Source organism: Tessaracoccus sp. MC1865 (genome assembly GCF_017815535.1).
Classification (GTDB): domain Bacteria; phylum Actinomycetota; class Actinomycetes; order Propionibacteriales; family Propionibacteriaceae; genus Arachnia.
Genome location: NZ_CP072596.1, coordinates 2,420,039 through 2,436,213 on the forward strand (window position 1 = coordinate 2,420,039; position 16,175 = coordinate 2,436,213).

General features: G+C 68.9%; 16 protein-coding genes. 2 read left to right on the forward strand and 14 right to left on the reverse strand.

Translation table 11 applies throughout. From position 1 onward, the window contains the following. Positions 1-65 precede the first annotated feature (65 nt). Complete coding sequence (locus J7D54_RS11300) at positions 66-1,967, forward strand: heavy metal translocating P-type ATPase (protein ID WP_182763977.1); 1,902 nt, start codon at positions 66-68, stop codon at positions 1,965-1,967. Here the strand turns inward: J7D54_RS11300 and J7D54_RS11305 are convergent. Beyond that, positions 1,898-3,115: a glycoside hydrolase family 3 protein gene (locus J7D54_RS11305; protein WP_182763978.1), complete on the reverse strand. Its 1,218-nt coding sequence runs from the start codon at positions 3,113-3,115 to the stop codon at positions 1,898-1,900. The genes J7D54_RS11300 and J7D54_RS11305 overlap by 70 nt on opposite strands. Beyond that, a complete protein-coding gene (locus J7D54_RS11310) occupies positions 3,112-4,518 on the reverse strand; it encodes a mycothione reductase (protein WP_182763979.1) in 1,407 nt (468 codons plus the stop codon). The genes J7D54_RS11305 and J7D54_RS11310 overlap by 4 nt, the downstream gene beginning before the upstream one ends. Positions 4,519-4,551: 33 nt before the next feature. On the opposite strand from J7D54_RS11310, the gene J7D54_RS11315 reads away from it, so the two are divergent. Continuing rightward, positions 4,552-5,316: an SDR family oxidoreductase gene (locus J7D54_RS11315; RefSeq protein ID WP_182763980.1), complete on the forward strand. Its 765-nt coding sequence runs from the start codon at positions 4,552-4,554 to the stop codon at positions 5,314-5,316. Here J7D54_RS11315 and J7D54_RS11320 read toward each other — a convergent pair. The 12 genes from J7D54_RS11320 to J7D54_RS11375 form a co-directional block, all read right to left on the reverse strand. Next, positions 5,313-6,764: a GerMN domain-containing protein gene (locus tag J7D54_RS11320; protein ID WP_182763981.1), complete on the reverse strand. Its 1,452-nt coding sequence runs from the start codon at positions 6,762-6,764 to the stop codon at positions 5,313-5,315. The two genes, J7D54_RS11315 and J7D54_RS11320, sit on opposite strands and share 4 nt — an antisense overlap. A 3-nt stretch (positions 6,765-6,767) precedes the next feature. Further along, positions 6,768-7,682 carry a c-type cytochrome biogenesis protein CcsB gene (gene ccsB, locus J7D54_RS11325; protein ID WP_182763982.1) on the reverse strand — a complete coding sequence of 305 codons (915 nt, stop codon included), beginning with the start codon at positions 7,680-7,682 and terminating at the stop codon, positions 6,768-6,770. Next, entirely contained in the window at positions 7,679-9,244 is a 1,566-nt protein-coding gene (locus J7D54_RS11330; RefSeq protein WP_245243974.1) for a cytochrome c biogenesis protein ResB, read from the reverse strand. The genes ccsB and J7D54_RS11330 overlap by 4 nt, the downstream gene beginning before the upstream one ends. Further along, entirely contained in the window at positions 9,241-9,951 is a 711-nt protein-coding gene (locus J7D54_RS11335) for a cytochrome c biogenesis CcdA family protein (protein WP_182764250.1), read from the reverse strand. The genes J7D54_RS11330 and J7D54_RS11335 overlap by 4 nt, the downstream gene beginning before the upstream one ends. 41 nt (positions 9,952-9,992) lie before the next feature. After that, positions 9,993-10,550 (reverse strand): TlpA disulfide reductase family protein, encoded by a 558-nt coding sequence (locus J7D54_RS11340; protein ID WP_182763983.1) that lies wholly within the window; start codon positions 10,548-10,550, stop codon positions 9,993-9,995. After that, a complete protein-coding gene (locus J7D54_RS11345; protein ID WP_076061901.1) occupies positions 10,547-11,200 on the reverse strand; it encodes a histidine phosphatase family protein in 654 nt (217 codons plus the stop codon). Before J7D54_RS11345 ends, J7D54_RS11340 begins: the two co-directional genes overlap by 4 nt. A 9-nt stretch (positions 11,201-11,209) precedes the next feature. Beyond that, positions 11,210-12,742, reverse strand: coding sequence for a uroporphyrinogen-III synthase (locus tag J7D54_RS11350; protein ID WP_209455116.1), 1,533 nt, complete (start codon positions 12,740-12,742; stop codon positions 11,210-11,212). Between the two features lie 92 nt (positions 12,743-12,834). Beyond that, entirely contained in the window at positions 12,835-13,116 is a 282-nt protein-coding gene (locus J7D54_RS11355) for a glutaredoxin family protein (RefSeq protein ID WP_182763985.1), read from the reverse strand. Next, positions 13,116-13,217: a 30S ribosomal protein bS22 gene (locus tag J7D54_RS11360; RefSeq protein WP_074436903.1), complete on the reverse strand. Its 102-nt coding sequence runs from the start codon at positions 13,215-13,217 to the stop codon at positions 13,116-13,118. The genes J7D54_RS11355 and J7D54_RS11360 overlap by 1 nt, the downstream gene beginning before the upstream one ends. 127 nt (positions 13,218-13,344) lie before the next feature. Further along, positions 13,345-14,133: a pyrroline-5-carboxylate reductase gene (gene proC, locus J7D54_RS11365; RefSeq protein WP_182763986.1), complete on the reverse strand. Its 789-nt coding sequence runs from the start codon at positions 14,131-14,133 to the stop codon at positions 13,345-13,347. Further along, positions 14,130-15,149, reverse strand: coding sequence for an aspartate-semialdehyde dehydrogenase (locus J7D54_RS11370; protein ID WP_182763987.1), 1,020 nt, complete (start codon positions 15,147-15,149; stop codon positions 14,130-14,132). Before J7D54_RS11370 ends, proC begins: the two co-directional genes overlap by 4 nt. A 238-nt stretch (positions 15,150-15,387) precedes the next feature. Next, entirely contained in the window at positions 15,388-16,173 is a 786-nt protein-coding gene (locus tag J7D54_RS11375; protein WP_182763988.1) for a CPBP family intramembrane glutamic endopeptidase, read from the reverse strand. Positions 16,174-16,175 lie beyond the last annotated feature (2 nt).

The following is a 16,175-nucleotide window of genomic DNA, read 5'->3' on the forward strand; positions in this document are numbered from 1 at the left end:
GGTACCCCCGGTAGGTAAGCCTCACCTTGATTGAAGAAGCCGTTCGAATGGCGAAGACTGGCGTCATGGCTGGCTTCATCAGGCGGTACCCACTCGTGGCGGCCACCCTGACCGCCCTGGTTACGGTGCTCGCGCTCCACTTCGCCGGGCAGTCCATCGCCGCCCAGTGGATCGGCACCGGCTACGTCGTCTTCATCGTCGCCCTCACCGCCGTGGGCATGGCCAGGGACATCGCGCGGGGGCATTACGGCCTCGACATCCTCGCCGTCGTGGCCATGGCCGCGGCCATCGGCGTGGGGGAGTACATCGCGGCGATGATCGTGGTGCTGATGCTGACCGGCGGCGAGGCGCTGGAGGACTTCGCCGCGGCGCGGGCCACCCGCGACCTCGACGCGCTGCTCAAGCGCGCCCCCGTGACCGCCCACCGCATGGCTTCCGAGGAGCCGACGGCCGCGGTCACCGATATCCCGGTCGACGACGTCCGCCCCGGCGACCTGCTGCTCGTCAAGCCCTCCCAGGTGGTGCCCGTCGACGGCAACCTCCTGACCGACGAGGCGACCTTCGACGAGTCATCGCTCACCGGCGAATCGCTGCCCGTCGCGAAGACCCTCGGCGACCCCGTCCTCTCCGGCTCGGTCAACACCCAGCGCGCGGTCCGCATCCGGGCCACCGCCGACGCGGCGTCGTCGCAGTACCAGCAGATCATCGCGCTCGTGCAACAGGCGGAGGACGCCAAGGCCCCCACCGTGCGTCTGGCCGACCGCTACGCCATCCCGTTCACGCTCATCTCGCTGGTGATAGCCGGCCTCGCCTGGTGGCTCTCCGGCGACCCCGTCCGCTTCGCCTCCGTCCTCGTCCTCGCCACCCCGTGCCCGCTGCTCATCGCCGCTCCCGTCGCCTTCATGGGCGGCATGAGCGCCTCCGCGCGCTCCGGCATCATCGTCAAGGGCGGCGCCACGCTCGAGGCCCTCGCAAGGGCGAAGTCGATCGCCTTCGACAAGACCGGCACCCTCTCGCACGGCGAACCTGAACTCGTCGACGTGATCACCGCCAACGGCATCTCCCCCGACGAACTGCTGAGGCTGGCTGCGTCCGCAGAGCAGTACTCATCGCACGTTCTGGCCAAGGGAGTCATCCGCGCCGCACTGGAGCGTGGCCTGGCCCTCAGCAGCACCCACGACGCCGAGGAGATCGCCACCAACGGCGTGCGGGCGCGCATCGACGGCCGGCGCGTCGTCATCGGCAAGCTCGCGTTCGTGCGCGCCGAGGACCAGGCCGCGCACCCGGTGCAGCTGGGTGCCGGCCAGACCTCCGTCGCGGTCGCCGTCGACGGCCGCTTCGTCGGCACCCTCCTGCTGGCCGACAGGCTCCGGGAGAACGCGGCTCAGACCGTCGAGCAGCTGCGGGGTCTCGGCTTCGAGAACATCGCGATGCTCACCGGCGACAACCAGGACACCGCCGGGACCCTCGCCGATCAGGCCGGGATCGGGCATGTGCACGCCGAACTCCTGCCTGCGGAGAAGGTGGAGCGGATCCGCGCAATGCCCGGCCCTGTGATCATGGTGGGCGACGGCGTCAACGACGCCCCCGTGCTCGCGATGGCGGACGTCGGCATCGCCATGGGTGCCCGGGGTTCCACGGCCGCCAGCGAATCCGCGGACGCCGTCATCGTGCGTGACGACGTGCACCGGGTGGTGCGGGCCGTTGAGATCGGCCGGCACACCTACCGCGTGGCGCTGACCGCGATCTGGATCGGCATCGTCCTGTCGCTGGGCCTGATGCTCGTGGCCGCGTTCGGGTACATCCCGCCCGTGGCGGGGGCGCTCACGCAGGAGGTGGTCGACCTCGCGGCCATCCTCTACGCACTGCGCGCGTTGACGGGAGGAAAGCCCGACACTCAGGCGCAGTCCACCAGCCCGACGGCCGCCTTGAGCCGCAGCACGCGGCTGGTGGAATCCAGCACCTGAGCCGCGAACGACTCGTCGTCGCCCGCCGCCTCCAGGGTGGCGGTCACCATGGCGCGCATGATCGAGGGGTTGGCGTTGATCACGAGGTCCCCACCGGCGTCGAAGAACCGGACGGCGCGCTCCCCCGGCTTGATGGCCTTCACCGCGGCGGCGGCGCCGAGGTCGTCGGCGATCACCACGCCGTCGAAGCCCAGTTCCCCGCGCAGGAGGTCCGTGATGACCGTCTGCGAGAACACACCCTCGTTGTCCGGGTCGATCTCCTCGAACACGGCCGACGACACCATGACCGAATCCACCCCGGCCTCGACGGCGGCGCGGAACGGCTCGAGGTTCCGGGAATCCCGCGTCGTGTCGGTGTCCTGCGCGGCGCCGTAATCCGTGTTGGTGGTGACCTCACCCAGCCCCGGGAAGTGCTTGACGGAGGTGGCGATCCCGGCCGACCGCATTCCCTCGATGAACCCCACCACGGAATCCGAGACAGCTTCAGGCTCGGCACCGAAATCGCGCTTCAACTTGCCGATCGGCTCGTTCGACAAGCGTTTGTCTTCGGGCACCACATCGGCGACGGGGGCCAGGTCGTAGCGGATCCCTGCCGCATGGAGTTCCTCGGCCCAGCCGGCCGCGGCTTCCCGCAGTTCGGACGGGGGCAGGGCTCCCTGGTCGCGCGCCGGCGGGATGGCGTCGAAGCCCGCTCCCTTGAGCCGCTGGACGGCGCCGCCCTCCTGGTCGACCGCGACGAGGAGGGGCAGCTGCGCGGTGCCGAGGCTGCCGAGCTCAGCCGTCAGCTTCCGCAGTTGGCTGGTGCCCGCCGTGGTGTTACCCAGCAGGACCACCGAACCGATCCGGGAATCCGAGATGGCCGAGCGCGTCGTCGGGTCCAGCCCGCCGGTGTCGACGCCGACCATGAAGAGCTGGCCCACCTGCTGCTCCAGCGACAGCTCCTCCGCCAGTGCACGGCACTCGTCGACCGGCGCGGCCTCAGGTGAGATCAGTTCCTTGGGTGTCGTTTCAGCGTCCGCAGCAGAGGTCGGTTGGGACGCTCTGAGGGCAGGCTCAGCCGTGCGGTACTGCGGCGGGATCAGCGGTTCGGTGGCGCAACCGGTCAGTCCGAGCGCCGCCACCCCCGCCGCTGCCAGGATGCGCCTCACTTGTGCTGCTCCGCGTGCCGCTGGGCGGAGAGCAGGCCCAGCAGCGCGTTCTCGACCACCTCCGGCAGCGCGGGGTGGATCCAGTACTGGCCGCGGGCCATCTCGTCGACGCGCAGCCCGAAGCTCATCGCCTGGATGAGGGGCTGGATCAGCGTGGGCGCCTGAGGGCCGATGATGTGGGCGCCGAGCAGCCGCAGGCTCCCCGGATCTGCGAGCAACTTGACGAAGTGCCCCTCATCCTCGAGCGCCCAGCCGTAGGCCACGTCGCCGTAGCGCTGACGGGCGGCGACATACGGGGTCCCCCAGTTCTTGAGCTGCTCCTCGGTGGCGCCGACGGCCGCTACCTGCGGGTCGCTGAAGACGGCATAGGGGACGTAGCGGTGGTCCGTCTCGATGGGGCGCTCCGGGTGCAGGAGGTTGTGCTGCACGGTACGCATCTCAGCGTTGGCCACGTGCTTGAGCAGGTAGTCCGAGGAGACATCGCCCAGCGCCCACACGCCATCGGCGCTGGTGCGCTGCTGCGCGTCCACCCGGATCTGACCGAAGGCGCGCGTCTCGACTCCCCCTGCGGCCGGGTCCAGGACATCGGAGTTGCGCTCCCGTCCGACGGCCATCAGTACCGCGTCGGCGTAGTACTCGTACTCGATGCCGTTGCGGTCCGTCGTGACGACGGTGACCCCGCCGTCGGCGCTCCGCTCGAAGGACGACAGCGCCTGGTTGAGGCGCAGCTGCACGCGCCGGCCCAGCTTGTGGGCGAACTGCTCCGAGATCTCACGGTCGGCCCCGCGCAACAGGACCTCTGAGCGGTTGATCAAGGTGACCTTCGTGCCGAGCGAGGCGAACACGTGCGCGAACTCCGCCGCGATGAAGCCACCGCCGAGGATCACGAGACGCCTGGGGCGCTCGTCGACGCGCATGATGGTGTCTGAGGTGTAGAGGCTGCTGCGGATGTCGGCGATGCCCGGCACATCCACCATGCGCGGCCGGGAACCCGTGGCCAGCACGATGCGGTCCGCGCTGATCTGGACATCGCCCACCTGGAGGGTGCGCTCGCCGATGAAGCGCGCCTCGTCGCGGAAGACGGTCACGTTCGGGGACCGCATCCGCCAGTCGAGCCCACCGGCCGAGATGGGGTCGATGCGGCCGAAGATGCGGTCGCGGATGGCCGCCCAATCTGAACCCTTGTACTCGAGGTCCACCCCGAGGCGGGCCGCCTCAGGGGGCGACGCCGCCAGGTCTGCCGGCAGCACGAACATCTTGGTGGGGATGCAGCCGCGGTTGAGGCAGGTGCCGCCGAACGTCTCGTCCCGGTCGATGAGTGCGATGTTCCACTTGTCGAACCGTTCATCGATGAGGGAGTTTCCAGAGCCGGAACCGATGACCACGAGATCGAAATGCTGCATGGCGCCCATTGTTCCATGCGTAAGGTAAAGGCCATGAGCAACACGTGGTCTGTGGTTACCGGAGGATCGACAGGGCTGGGCGTGGCCTTCGCCGAACGGCTCGCCGCCGAGGGCAGCGACGTCTGGCTCGCTGCCCGCAGCGGGGACCAGATGCAGGCAGTCGCCCGCCGGCTGGAGTCCGAGTACGGCGTCGCGACCCGCATCTCGACGGTGGATCTGACCCACCGCGAGGCCCGCCGCGCGTTCATCGAGGAGGTCCGGGCGGCCAAGGTCGGTCATCTGGTGAACAACGCCGGCTTCGCCCAACTCGGCCAGTTCGCCGCCTCGGATCCCGAGGGCACCACCGACATGGTGGAACTCAACATCGTCGCGCTCACGGACCTCACGCACGCCGTCCTGCCCGGGATGCTGGAGCGGGGCCGGGGCGCCATCGTCAACGTCGCCTCCACCGCGGCGTTCCAGCCGACGCCGAACATGGCCGCCTATGCAGCGAGCAAGGCTTACGTCCTGCAGTTCAGCGTCGCACTGTGGCGCGAGCTCAAGCCCACCGGCGTGCGGGTCATCGCCAGCTGCCCCGGAGCGACGAAGACCGAGTTCTGGGTCAGGGGCGGCGACGACAACATGATGCGCACCCGCCGCGCCCCCGAACAGGTCGCTACGGTGACCTTCGACGCGCTGCGGAAGCACCGCCCGTTCGTGGTGGACGGCACCATGAACCGCGTGATGGCCTTCGCCACCCGCCTGGTCCCGATGGACCTGCAGACGCAGATCGCCGGCGTCATCACGGCCTCGCGTTAGGAGACCGTGACGGCCTTGTTCTCCTTGACCTCGACCGGCGGATCACCGTCGAGGACGGTCACGGTGATGTCGAGGCTGCCCTTCGGCAGCGAGGTGGTCACCGTCCACACCCGCCAGCCCTCGACGTTGACGCCGGCCGTGGTCTGGGCAGTGGTCTCGAGGATGACCTCGCCAGAGTCCTGATCCGTGATCCGGACGACGGGAACGCCAACGCCCTCCTTCACGGTGCCGATGATCGAGGCCTGCCCGGCGCTCAGCGTCGCCTGGTTGCGCGGTGAGCTGATCCACACCGCCGGCATCGGGTCCAGACCGGTGCGCCCGTACCCCTCGGGATCGTTGAATCCCTCGGGCGGGGTGCCCCCGTCGGAGCGGAAGACCACCTTCAGCCGCGGGTTGCCCACCAGTTCGGAGGCCGTGTAGATCACCTGGTCACGCGCGCGGGCGATGGCCACGGGTGAGGTCAGGCCCTCATAGGCCTCCGCCGACAGGTCCACGATCAGCTCGTCGCCATCGATCTCGGCGCTGAGCAGGTTCCCGGCACTCCAGACGGTGCGGTAGTCCGGGTCCATCGGCACGAGGCCCAGCAGCGAGTTGAGCGCCGCCCGCACCAGGTTCCCGGTGGAGGGCAGATCGCGCAGCTCCCGGTAGAGCCGCCAGTCGCTGGCCACGTAGTACAGCGGCGTGTTGCGCACCGTGGCGTTGATCGACCGCGACTCCACCGCCGTCGGTGTGACCACCGGTTCAGGGGCGGGTTCGACGGTGGTGCCGATGTCGTCGCGCATCAACGCGGCCAGCACGATCCCGACGAGGACGGCGAGCACTGTCAACACCACCACGGCACGCGGCCGGAACCTGGTGCCGCGGTCTTCGGAGATGTGCTCCAGTTCGCCCTCGAGCATGTCCGTCTCCGGCACCGCGGTGACGCGGGCCGCGGAGCGCAGCGCGGCCGTCAACTCCTGGGAGAGTGACTCGATCACACCGGGCTGGCTGCCGAGCGTCGGCGCACCGACCCTGGCACGCAGTTGTTCGAGCGCCCCCTCGAGCTTGACGTTCGCGCCGCGCACCGAGAGCCGCATGATGCCGGCCAGGTCCGGGCCGAACACCGAGAGGTAATGGCTGACGATGAGGAGCTCCGCGGTGCGCGGAGCCATGGCCGACACGGCGCGGAGGATCTCGTCCTGCCGGGGCTCATCCACCTGCGGCAGGTGCAGGGGCTGCAGCGCAGGCCGCGTGGCGCGCGCCAGATGCACGACGTATTCCTGCACGAAGTAGACCCGCTCGACGGGGTCGATGAGCCGGTTGGACCGGCGCTGCAGCGCCAGCAGCGCGCTGCGCACGATGGTGGCGGACCGGTCCTCGGCACCGAGGAGGACGCAGAGCCGGTGCAGGGTCGGCCCTTCCTCCTCGTACAGCCTGGGGAGCCAGTCTTCCGCCTCGTCGCCCGCCACGGGTCAGATACCGGCGTACGAGTGCAACCCACTGAACAGCAGGTTGACGCCCACGAAGTTGAACCAGAAGGCGAACACGCCGATGACCGCGATGATCGCGACCGGGCGGCCACGCCAACCCGCCGTCGCGCGGGCGTGCAGGTAGGCAACGTAGACCACCCAGGTGATGAACGACCAAGTCTCCTTGGGATCCCAGTTCCAGAACCGTCCCCAGGCGTACTGCGCCCAGATGGAGCCGGCCACGATGGTGAACGTCCAGAGGGGCACGGCGAACGCGTGCAGCCGGTAGGAGAACAGGTCGAGCTTCGCGGACGACGGCACCTTCGCCAGGTAGCCCCGGATCTCACCCTGCCCCGCCTGGGCCCGGCGCTCGGCGCGTTCCCGGAGCAGGTAGAGGATCGAGGCGAGCGCGCCCACGTTGAAGGCTGCGCCGGCGATGGCCGCGGCCACGATGTGGATGACGAACCAGACGCTGTGCAGCGCCGGCACGAGCGGCGCGACCTCGACGTACCACTGCGTGACGGCCAGGCCGACCCCGACGGTGAACAGCAGCGTCATGCCCAACCCGAGCCAGCGCATCCCCAACCTGAGGGCCACCACGAGGTACAGGACCGCGGCGAAGGCCATCGTCGAGGTGATGAACTCGTACATGTTGCCCCACGGCGGACGCCCGGCCGCCACGCCCCGCAGTACCACGGCCGACACCTGCATCAGTGCGGCCACCACGGTGAAGATCAGACCGAGCCGGCCGAACAGGTCCACGCGGGTGCGGGCACCATCCTCAGAACCGTCGAGTGGACGCACCGGGGACTGTCCGCGCGCGGAGGACCATTCGACGGTGTGCGCGGCGAACGCGATGAGGTACACCACCGCGGCATAGACCATCAGGGTGTAGGACCACTCGGACAGGGTCGTCATGCAACGGGCTCCTCGTTGTCGGGGTGGGGCGCGGCCCCACCATTGTGCCCCGGTTCTCCGGTCACCGCCCCCAGCAGGGCGGCCACCTCGTCGTCGAGGCCTGTTGCCGTGTCTGTACGGTCGAGGCCGCCGACGACGACCTCACCGTCGGCGATGCGCACGAACAGCCGCCGGGGCCGGATGTACAAGCTCAGGGTGAGCCCGATGACACCGACGGAGATGGCGAGGAGGGTGAGCAGGTTGCCTGGGGTCTCACTGACCTGGAGGCGCACCCACCGCTTGTAGCCGTCGAAGCTCACGGAGCCGAGGTCGTCCGGCAACGACATGTGCGCGCCGGGCAACATCCGGGCGCTGAGCACCTGTCCGTCATCACCCGGCACCTGCTCCATGCCCTCGCTGTTGAGGACGTACACGTTCTCCGGCGCGCCGGTCTCGACTGCGGGCTCACCGAACCAGGCGTTGAGGAAGACCTCCGGGTTGAGCGCATCCGGGAACACCGAATGGGGACCGGTCTCGTCCAGCACCGCAGTGGGGAGGAACCAGGCCTCGAACGCCAGTCGCTGGGGACGCGCGTCCGGCACCTTGATGACGCCGGCGGAGGAGAAGTTGCCATCCTGGGGCAGGAACACGACGGGGCCGCTGAAGGCCACGTCGCCGTTGCCGTCCGTGACGGTGAAGATGGGGGCGTAGCCGTGGGCCTGCAGGTTGACCTGCGTGCCGTCGGCCGTGATGAGCGGTTCGTTGACCGTCATCTGCACGGGGCGCGTGCCCTGGGAATCCGAGAGGGTGACGTCGGCGTCGAAGACCCGTGCGGCGCCGCGCTGCACGTCGCCCGTCTCGAACTCGGCACGGAACTCGTCGATGGTGACGCTGAAGCGCTCCAGGTGGTCTGTGTCGAGGAAACCACCGGAGGTGAAGTCGTCGTACTGCGTGATGACGTTGGAGAAGCCCCGGCCCTCGACGACGATCGCGCTGCCGGAGAAGCCCCACAGGCTGGACCAGGCCAGCCCCACGAGCACGGCCAGGAGGGAGAGGTGGAAGGTGAGGTTCCCGAACTCGCGCAGGTAGCCGCGCTCGGCGCTGACCCCGGCGTCGGTCACCTTGGTGCGGTACCGCTTGGACTTCAGCCACGCCTCCGCGCGAGCCTCGGGCGCATGGCCTGGGAACGCCGCCGGGGCAAGGGCGGCGCGGGCCGTCACCGGCAGCCGCTCGATGCGAGCCGGCACGTTCGGCGGGGGCTTGCGCACCGCGCGCCAGTATTTCGTCACGCGCGGGATGATGCAGCCGATGAGAGAGGCGAACAGCAGCAGGTAGACCGCCGAGAACACCGCCGAGGTGTAGATGTCGTAGAAGCCCAGCGGCTCGAAGATGCGGTCCCAGCCTGGGTTGGCGGCCTTGAAGTCGATGACCTCGATGGGTTCGGTGTTGCGCTGCGGGATGATCGAGCCCGGGATCGCGGCCACGGCAAGGAGGAACAACAGCAGCAGCGCCGTGCGCATGCTGGTGAGCTGGCCCCAGGCCCACCTCAGTGTCTCCGTGACGGGGGTGCGCCGCCGGTTCACAGAATCGTCCCGAAGTTGGCGGCCCACTGTCGGAGCACCACCATGAGCATGTCCCACAGACCCGTGATCATTGCGACGCCCACCAGCATCATGACGATGCCGCCGATGCGCTGCATCAGGCGCTGGTTGCGCTTCATCCAGTTCAGCCGCGGCGCCAGGGCCGTGAAGGCCAGCGCGAAGGCGACGAACGGCAGGCCGAGGCCCAGGGCGTAGAAGAAGGCCAGAAGACCGCCGCGCGTGGCGGAGCCCTCATTGAGCGCCATGGTGAGCACCACCGACAGCGCAGGCCCGATGCAGGGCGTCCAGCCCAGGCCGAACACCATGCCGAGGAGCGGCGAGGCCCACACCCCCATCTTCGGCGTCACGCTGGGTGTCCACATGCGCGGCATGGGGAGGAAGCCGGCGAACGCGGCGCCCAGCACCAGGATGATGAAGCCGAGCACGATCGTGATGAGCGAGGAGTTGCTCAGGAGCGCGCCGCCGATGCCGCCGATCAACGCCCCCGTCAGCACGAAGACCACCGAGAAACCGAGGATGAAGCCGAGGGTGCCCAACAGCAGCAACCGCTTCTTCGCCGTGCCGTCGGCGATTTCGCTGGCCCCCAACCCCGACGCGTAACTGAGGTAGCCGGGCAGCAACGGGAGCACGCACGGGGAGGCGAAGGACACCAGGCCGGCGAGCACCGCGACGGGGATGGCGAGCAGCATCGACGACCCGAGGGCCGTCTGCACCCAACTCTCCAGCAGGATCACGACGCGTTCACGTCCTCCACGATGCCCTTCAAAGTCGATGCGCTGACCTCGCCGAGGACGCGTGCGGCGACGCGGCCCTCTGCATCGATGACGACCGTGCTGGGGATGGCCTTGGGCGGGAGCTGGGCGAATTCCAGCAGCAGGACGCCGTCGGGATCATGGAGCGACGGGTACTCGATGCCGAACGAGCGCTCGAACGCCTGGGCAGCCGCAAGCGTGTCGCGGGTGTTGATGCCGAGGAAGTTGGCCGAGCCCTCGAGTTCCGCGGCACTCTTCACCAGTTCGGGGGCCTCCGCTCGGCACGGCGCGCACCAGGATCCCCACACGTTGATGATGAGCGGCTGCCCGGCCAGGTCTGCCGTCGAGAGCGTCTCGCCGTCGAGCGTCTCTCCTTCCAGCACCGGGGCCGCGGAGCGTTCCTCCGGCGCGATGATCGTCACGCTGCCGTCGCCGCCGACGAAGCCGGCCGTGCCGCCGGCGCCCTCGTCTTCTGCAGTGGAGCAGGCGGTCAGCAGGAGGGCCGCAGCGGCGAGCCCGGCGACCAGTCGGGTCACGTGCCCACCCTCCACCTGCGGCCGGCCTTGACCGGCAGGAGGTCTGCGGCGGGCTCCGCGTAGTCGACGGCGGTCACCCGACCGTCGCGGAGGGTGAAGCTGGTGACCGAGCAGAGGGTGCACTGCCGCTTCCGCGGGTCGTGGGCGAAGCGGCGGCCCTCAGCGGCCATGCGGGCGATCCAGATCGACAGCTGGTGGCTCACGACGAGGGCCTGGCCGCCGTCACCGGCGGCGACGGCGGCGTCCTGGATGGCGGCGGCCATCCGCTTGGCGATCTCGGTGTACGGCTCACCCCAGCTGGGGAGGAGAGGGTTGCGCATGTGCCAGAACATCCTGGGGTCGCGCAGGGCGCGGTTGTCGCGGCCGAACGACTTGCCCTCGAACTTGTTGTCCGCCTCGATGACCCGCTCGTCCTCGACCACCTCGAGCTGCGGGAAGAGCGCCGCCGTGGGGGCCAGGGTTTCCTTGGCTCGCTGCAACGGCGAGGTGCGCAGGTGCGTCAGCGGCACGTCGCGCCAGTGCTCGGCCATGCGAGCGGCCATCTGGTGGCCGAGTTCCGAGAGCCCGAAGCCCGGGAGCCGGCCGTAGAGCAACCCGTCCGGGTTGTGTACCTGGCCGTGCCGCATGACGTGCACCGTAGCTGTGGTCATGGTGAGAGCCTACGCAGTGGCTTCAACGGGCTTGCGCCGGCGACGACGCTTCCGCTGCGAGGGCTTGGTGAGCGGAAGCCCGGCGTCGAGCTGGTCCTGCCTGCGGCGGTCTGCGAAACGGGCGAGGGACTCAGCCAGCGACTCGAAAGTGGGGGCGTCGGCGGTCACGTCGACGCGGAGCCCGTGGATCTCGCAGGCGGCTGCCGTTGCCGGCCCGATGGCGGCCACGACGGTGGCGGCGTGGGGCTTGCCCGCGATGCCGATCATGTTGCGCACCGCGGTGGCGGAGGTGAAGACGACGGCGTCGAAGTTGCCGGTCTTGATGTCCTCGCGCACCTCCGGCGCGGGGGGCGCTGCACGGACGGTGCGGTAGGCGGTCACCTCTTCCACTTCCCAGCCGAGCTTGCTCAGCCCCACGAGGAGGGGCTCCACGGCGACATCGGCACTGGGCACGAGTACCCGGTCCAGTGGGTCGATGAGGTCGTCGTAGGCGGGGAACTCGTGTGCGAGGGCGCCGGTGGTGTTCTCCACCACGGGGACAAGGTCCGCCTTGATGCCCAGCCGGGCGAGCGCCTCGACGGTGCCGCGGCCCACGGCGGCGAGGTTGATTCCGGAGAGCGCGCGGGAGTCCAGGCCGTACTCGTCGAGCCGCTCAGCGATGGCGCCCACGGCGTGGGGCGAGGTGAACACGACCCACAGGTAGCGGCCGTCGACGAGGCCGCGCACGGCGCGTTCCATGGCCTGCTCGGTGCGGGGCGGCTCAATCGTCATGGTGGCCACGATCTCCGTGGAGGCGCCGTAGTGCGCGAGTTCCTCGACGAGGGGGTCCAGCGGGTCCTTGGTGCTGGGAGCCACCACCCGCCAGTCGAACAGGGGTTTGCCCTCGAACCAGGCGTAGCGCTGGCGGCGGGATTCCTCGATGCCGGGGCCGACGATGAAGAAACACTCGTCTGCGTCCGAGCTTTCCACCTCGGCCCACGTGAGCAGTTCGCTGACCTGGCCGGTGCTGCCCACGCCCGTGAGCGAGAGGCAGGCGCCGTCGGCGCCGTAACGCTGGATGGCCTGCCCTGCCAGCCGGCCGGCGGATTCGCCGGTGGCACGCAAGATCAGCGTCTCGGCGGCGGGCCATCTGTCGATGTCCGGCACCTCGAGCGTTGCGTCGAGGGCCGCGAACGACGACGTCGCCGCAACGGCACCGAACGACAGGGCCGCGCTCCACCGGTTGATGCCGGGCACGACGTTGACCCGTAGGCCGGCGGCCTGGAGCACCTCCGGAAGTACACCACCGGCGTCGGCATCTGTGAAGAAGTCTCCTCCGTGGAGACGGACGACCTTTCGCCCCTTGGCGACCGCGCTGAGAATGGCCGTGACCTCGTCGTCTCCGCCGGCGAACCTGAGTTCGGCGTGCGCCGGGACGAGATGGCTGACCGTTTCCTCGTCGTCGTCCTCGTCGATGATGACCAGATCCGCCATCCGGAGAGCGCGGGACCCGCTCATCGTCAACAGGCCCAGGTCTCCAGGGCCGGAGCCGACGAAGGTCACAGAACCTCCAGTTGGTTCAAACTCCGGCGGGGAGGCCGGGGAAGTTGGTTCCATGGAGCTGGTCACGTCGAGGATTTTCCGTTCTTAGGCCTTCAGGGGGTCCAGTCTGCGGAGATGAACTGGGGCGCGCTGGTAGCCAGCGCCGCACGCAACGTCGTCTCGTCGACGAACCAGTAGCCATGCAGCTCCTGATCCACGAAGGTCACCGGGACGTGGTCTGTGAACCGCGCCCGAAGATGTTCGTGGGTGTCGACATCAATGACGCGCCAGCCCACTCCCATATCCTCACAGGTTCTGCGGATGACAGCTTCGGCTTCCACACAGAGGTGGCAACCGTCGCGGGTCAACAGCAGTACCCGGGAGGGTGGAGTCACTACTTACCGGCGCGGCGACGCTGAATACGAGTGCGCTTCAGCAGTTTGCGGTGCTTCTTCTTCGACATGCGCTTACGGCGCTTCTTGATGACAGAACCCACTGTGTGCCTTTCTAGCCGGGGTTGTACTACGGACGTATCGACTGTCCTGCGGACGGTCAGACTCTCAATCTTAACCTGCACCGGGCAGGTTCAACCAATCCCGCTCCGCCGCGGACATGGTCGGCGACTAGCTCTTGCCCATCTCGATGCCACGGTTGCGGCACGCCTCGATGGCGTCGAGGAACGCGGCGCGCACACCGTGGTCGTCGAGCGAGCGCAGGGCGGCTGCTGTGGTGCCTGCCGGCGACGTGACCATCTCGCGCAGTTGGGTGGCCGACTTCCCGGTCTCAGCCAGCATCGCGGCCGATCCGACGAACGTCTGCGTCACCAGCTCCGTGGCCTCCGCCCGGGTGAGCCCCTGATGCACGCCGCCTTCGATCATGGCCTCGGCGACGTAGAAGAGGTAAGCCGGGCCGGAGCCGGAGAGCGCGGTCAACGCGTCCAACTGCTTCTCATCGATCACGACCGCGCGGCCCACGGCGTCGAGGAGCCCGCGGACCCGCTGAACATGCTCCGCCGTGGCGTGGGTGCCGCGGACGACACCGGCCATACCCTTGCCGACCAGGGCCGGCGTGTTCGGCATGACGCGGATGACCGCGCGCCCCGGCACGGCGCTCTCGAGCGCTGCGAGGGTCACGCCGGCGGCGATGGAGACCACCAGGGTCTCCCCCGCCAGGTCGTCCTTCAGCACCTTCAGGATGCCGTCGATCTGGTGCGGCTTGACCGCCAGGATGACGGTGTCTGCCTGGGCCGCCTCCGCGAGTGACACCCCGGTGACGCCGTGGCGCTCCTCGAGTTCCTGCACGCGGGGCTCGTAGGCGTCGACGATCACGACGTCGGTGCTGGGGATGCCGGAAGCCAGCCAGCCGGCGATGAGGGCCTCCCCCATCGCCCCGGCGCCGATGACCCCGATCATTTGACGAGCAGTTCTGCGATCTGGATGGTGTTCAGTGCGGCGCCCTTGCGCAGGTTGTCGTTGCTGATGAACAACACGAGCCCCTTGCCGCCCTCGATGCTGCGGTCCTGACGGATGCGGCCCACCAGCGAGGTGTCGCCGCCCGCGGCGGCCAGCGGCGTGGGCACGTCGGAGAGTTCGACGCCGGCGGCTTCCGCCAGCACGGCGCGCGCCTCGTCCGGGGTGATGTCGCGGTCGAAACGGGCGTGGACGCTGAGCGAGTGACCGGTGAACACAGGCACCCGCACGCAGGTGCCGGCGACGAGCAGGTCAGGAAGATGGAGGATCTTGCGCGACTCGTTGCGCAGCTTCTTCTCCTCATCCGTCTCGCCCTCACCGTCGTCGACGAGGTTGCCGGCCAACGCCACCACGTTGAACGCGATGGGGGCGACGTACGGGCCGGTGCTGGTGGGCTGGAACTGGGAGCCGTCGTGCGCGAGCACGGTGGGGTCCTCGATCTGGCCGAGTTGGCCCGCGAGGGCCTCCACCCCGGCGACGCCGGAGCCGGACACGGCCTGGAACGTGGTCACCTGCAGCGCGACGAGGCCCGCCGCGTCGTGGAGGGCCTTGAGCACCGGCATGGCCGCCATGGTGGTGCAGTTGGGGTTGGCGATGATGCCGAGTTCTGCCTTGTCGACGTCCTCCGGGTTGACCTCGGAGACGATCAGCGGCACGCGCTCGTCGAGGCGCCAGGCGCTCGAGTTGTCGACGACGGTGGCGCCTGCTGCGGCGACCTTCTCGGCGTACGCCTTGGAGGTGGAGCCTCCCGCGGAGAACAGGGCAACATCGAGACCGGCGAAGTCTGCCTTCGCCATGTCCTCCACGATGATCTCCTCGCCCTTCCAGGGCAGCGTCCGGCCCGCGGACCGCTCGGAGGCGAAGTAACGGATCTCATCGACGGGATAGTTGCGCTCCTCGAGCAGGGTACGAAGAACTCCGCCGACCTGCCCCGTGGCACCAAAAATTCCAACACGCATGGGCGCATTGTAACCGCCGATGCCGAGGTCGCCATGGTCGGCGAGTGGCTGTGGACGGCCGGGCAGAACGCGCTCGTCCGCACGGGCACAAGCTGGAAATGGCGGCCTTCAGGTTCCAGACTCAGTGCTGGGTTTGGCGCCGTCCTTGGCATCAAAGCCAGCAGTGAACAGCCAACCCGATTTCGCTGCTGGATGTGGCGCCCTTGACGATGGGCACCGTCAAACCGGAAGGCTGACCTCAGAGGCCGACCCACCCCATCACCACGGGCAGCAGCGGTGCACCGAGGAAGGCGACGATGTCCAGCAACGTGTGCACGACCACCAGCGGCATGACCCGCTTGATCTTCAGGTAGAGCCAGCCGAAGACCAGGCCCATGACCAGGTTGCCGATGAAGCCGCCGAAGCCCTGGTAGAGGTGGTACCCGCCCCTGATCACGGCGCTCACCACGAGGATGACCCACATCTGGCCGCCTCGCTGGGCCCATCGGGTGAACAGGTAGCCCACCATCACGACCTCTTCGAGCACGCCGTTCATCACCGCCCTGGCCAGCAGCATGGGCACCGTCCACCAGTTGTCCGCCAGGTTCGCCGGTTGGACCTGGGTGTTGATGCCGATCTGGAAGGCGAAGATGAAGAAGGCCAGGCCGGCCACGCCGATGACGGCGAACACGCCGAGACCCCACGCCAGGTCGAAGCCGGGTCTGCGGAGGTCGAAACCCATCACGCGCCAGGGCCCCTCGGCCGGACGGTGGTGCACGGCCAGCAGGAACAGGACGAGCACCACGGGCATCAGCGGGAAGATGAGGCCGGCCAACTGGTACGCGAGGTCGAGCCAGGGCCGGTCCGGTGTGGTGGACGTGTTCATCCGCGTCACCTGCTGCGCCAGCGGCTCCGGGCGGGTGAGCTTGTTGATGATCGACAGCAGTGCGTAGACCGCGGACTGGCCGAGCGAGATGAGCAGCACCACCACGATCTCGGTGCGCAGGCGCTGGAGCCCCGGGCGGGGAACGGACGTGACTGTCATGG

Excerpts from the sequence above, each read along its gene's own strand:
- J7D54_RS11300 (WP_182763977.1), top strand. The coding sequence starts at position 66 with ATGGCTGGCTTCATCAGGCGGTACCCACTCGTGGCGGCCACCCTGACC.
- J7D54_RS11310 (WP_182763979.1), bottom strand. The coding sequence starts at position 4,518 with ATGCAGCATTTCGATCTCGTGGTCATCGGTTCCGGCTCTGGAAACTCC.
- J7D54_RS11315 (WP_182763980.1), top strand. The coding sequence starts at position 4,552 with ATGAGCAACACGTGGTCTGTGGTTACCGGAGGATCGACAGGGCTGGGC.
- ccsB (WP_182763982.1), bottom strand. The coding sequence starts at position 7,682 with ATGACGACCCTGTCCGAGTGGTCCTACACCCTGATGGTCTATGCCGCG.
- J7D54_RS11335 (WP_182764250.1), bottom strand. The coding sequence starts at position 9,951 with ATGCTGCTCGCCATCCCCGTCGCGGTGCTCGCCGGCCTGGTGTCCTTC.
- J7D54_RS11345 (WP_076061901.1), bottom strand. The coding sequence starts at position 11,200 with ATGACCACAGCTACGGTGCACGTCATGCGGCACGGCCAGGTACACAAC.
- proC (WP_182763986.1), bottom strand. The coding sequence starts at position 14,133 with ATGATCGGGGTCATCGGCGCCGGGGCGATGGGGGAGGCCCTCATCGCC.
- J7D54_RS11370 (WP_182763987.1), bottom strand. The coding sequence starts at position 15,149 with ATGCGTGTTGGAATTTTTGGTGCCACGGGGCAGGTCGGCGGAGTTCTT.
- J7D54_RS11375 (WP_182763988.1), bottom strand. The coding sequence starts at position 16,173 with ATGACAGTCACGTCCGTTCCCCGCCCGGGGCTCCAGCGCCTGCGCACC.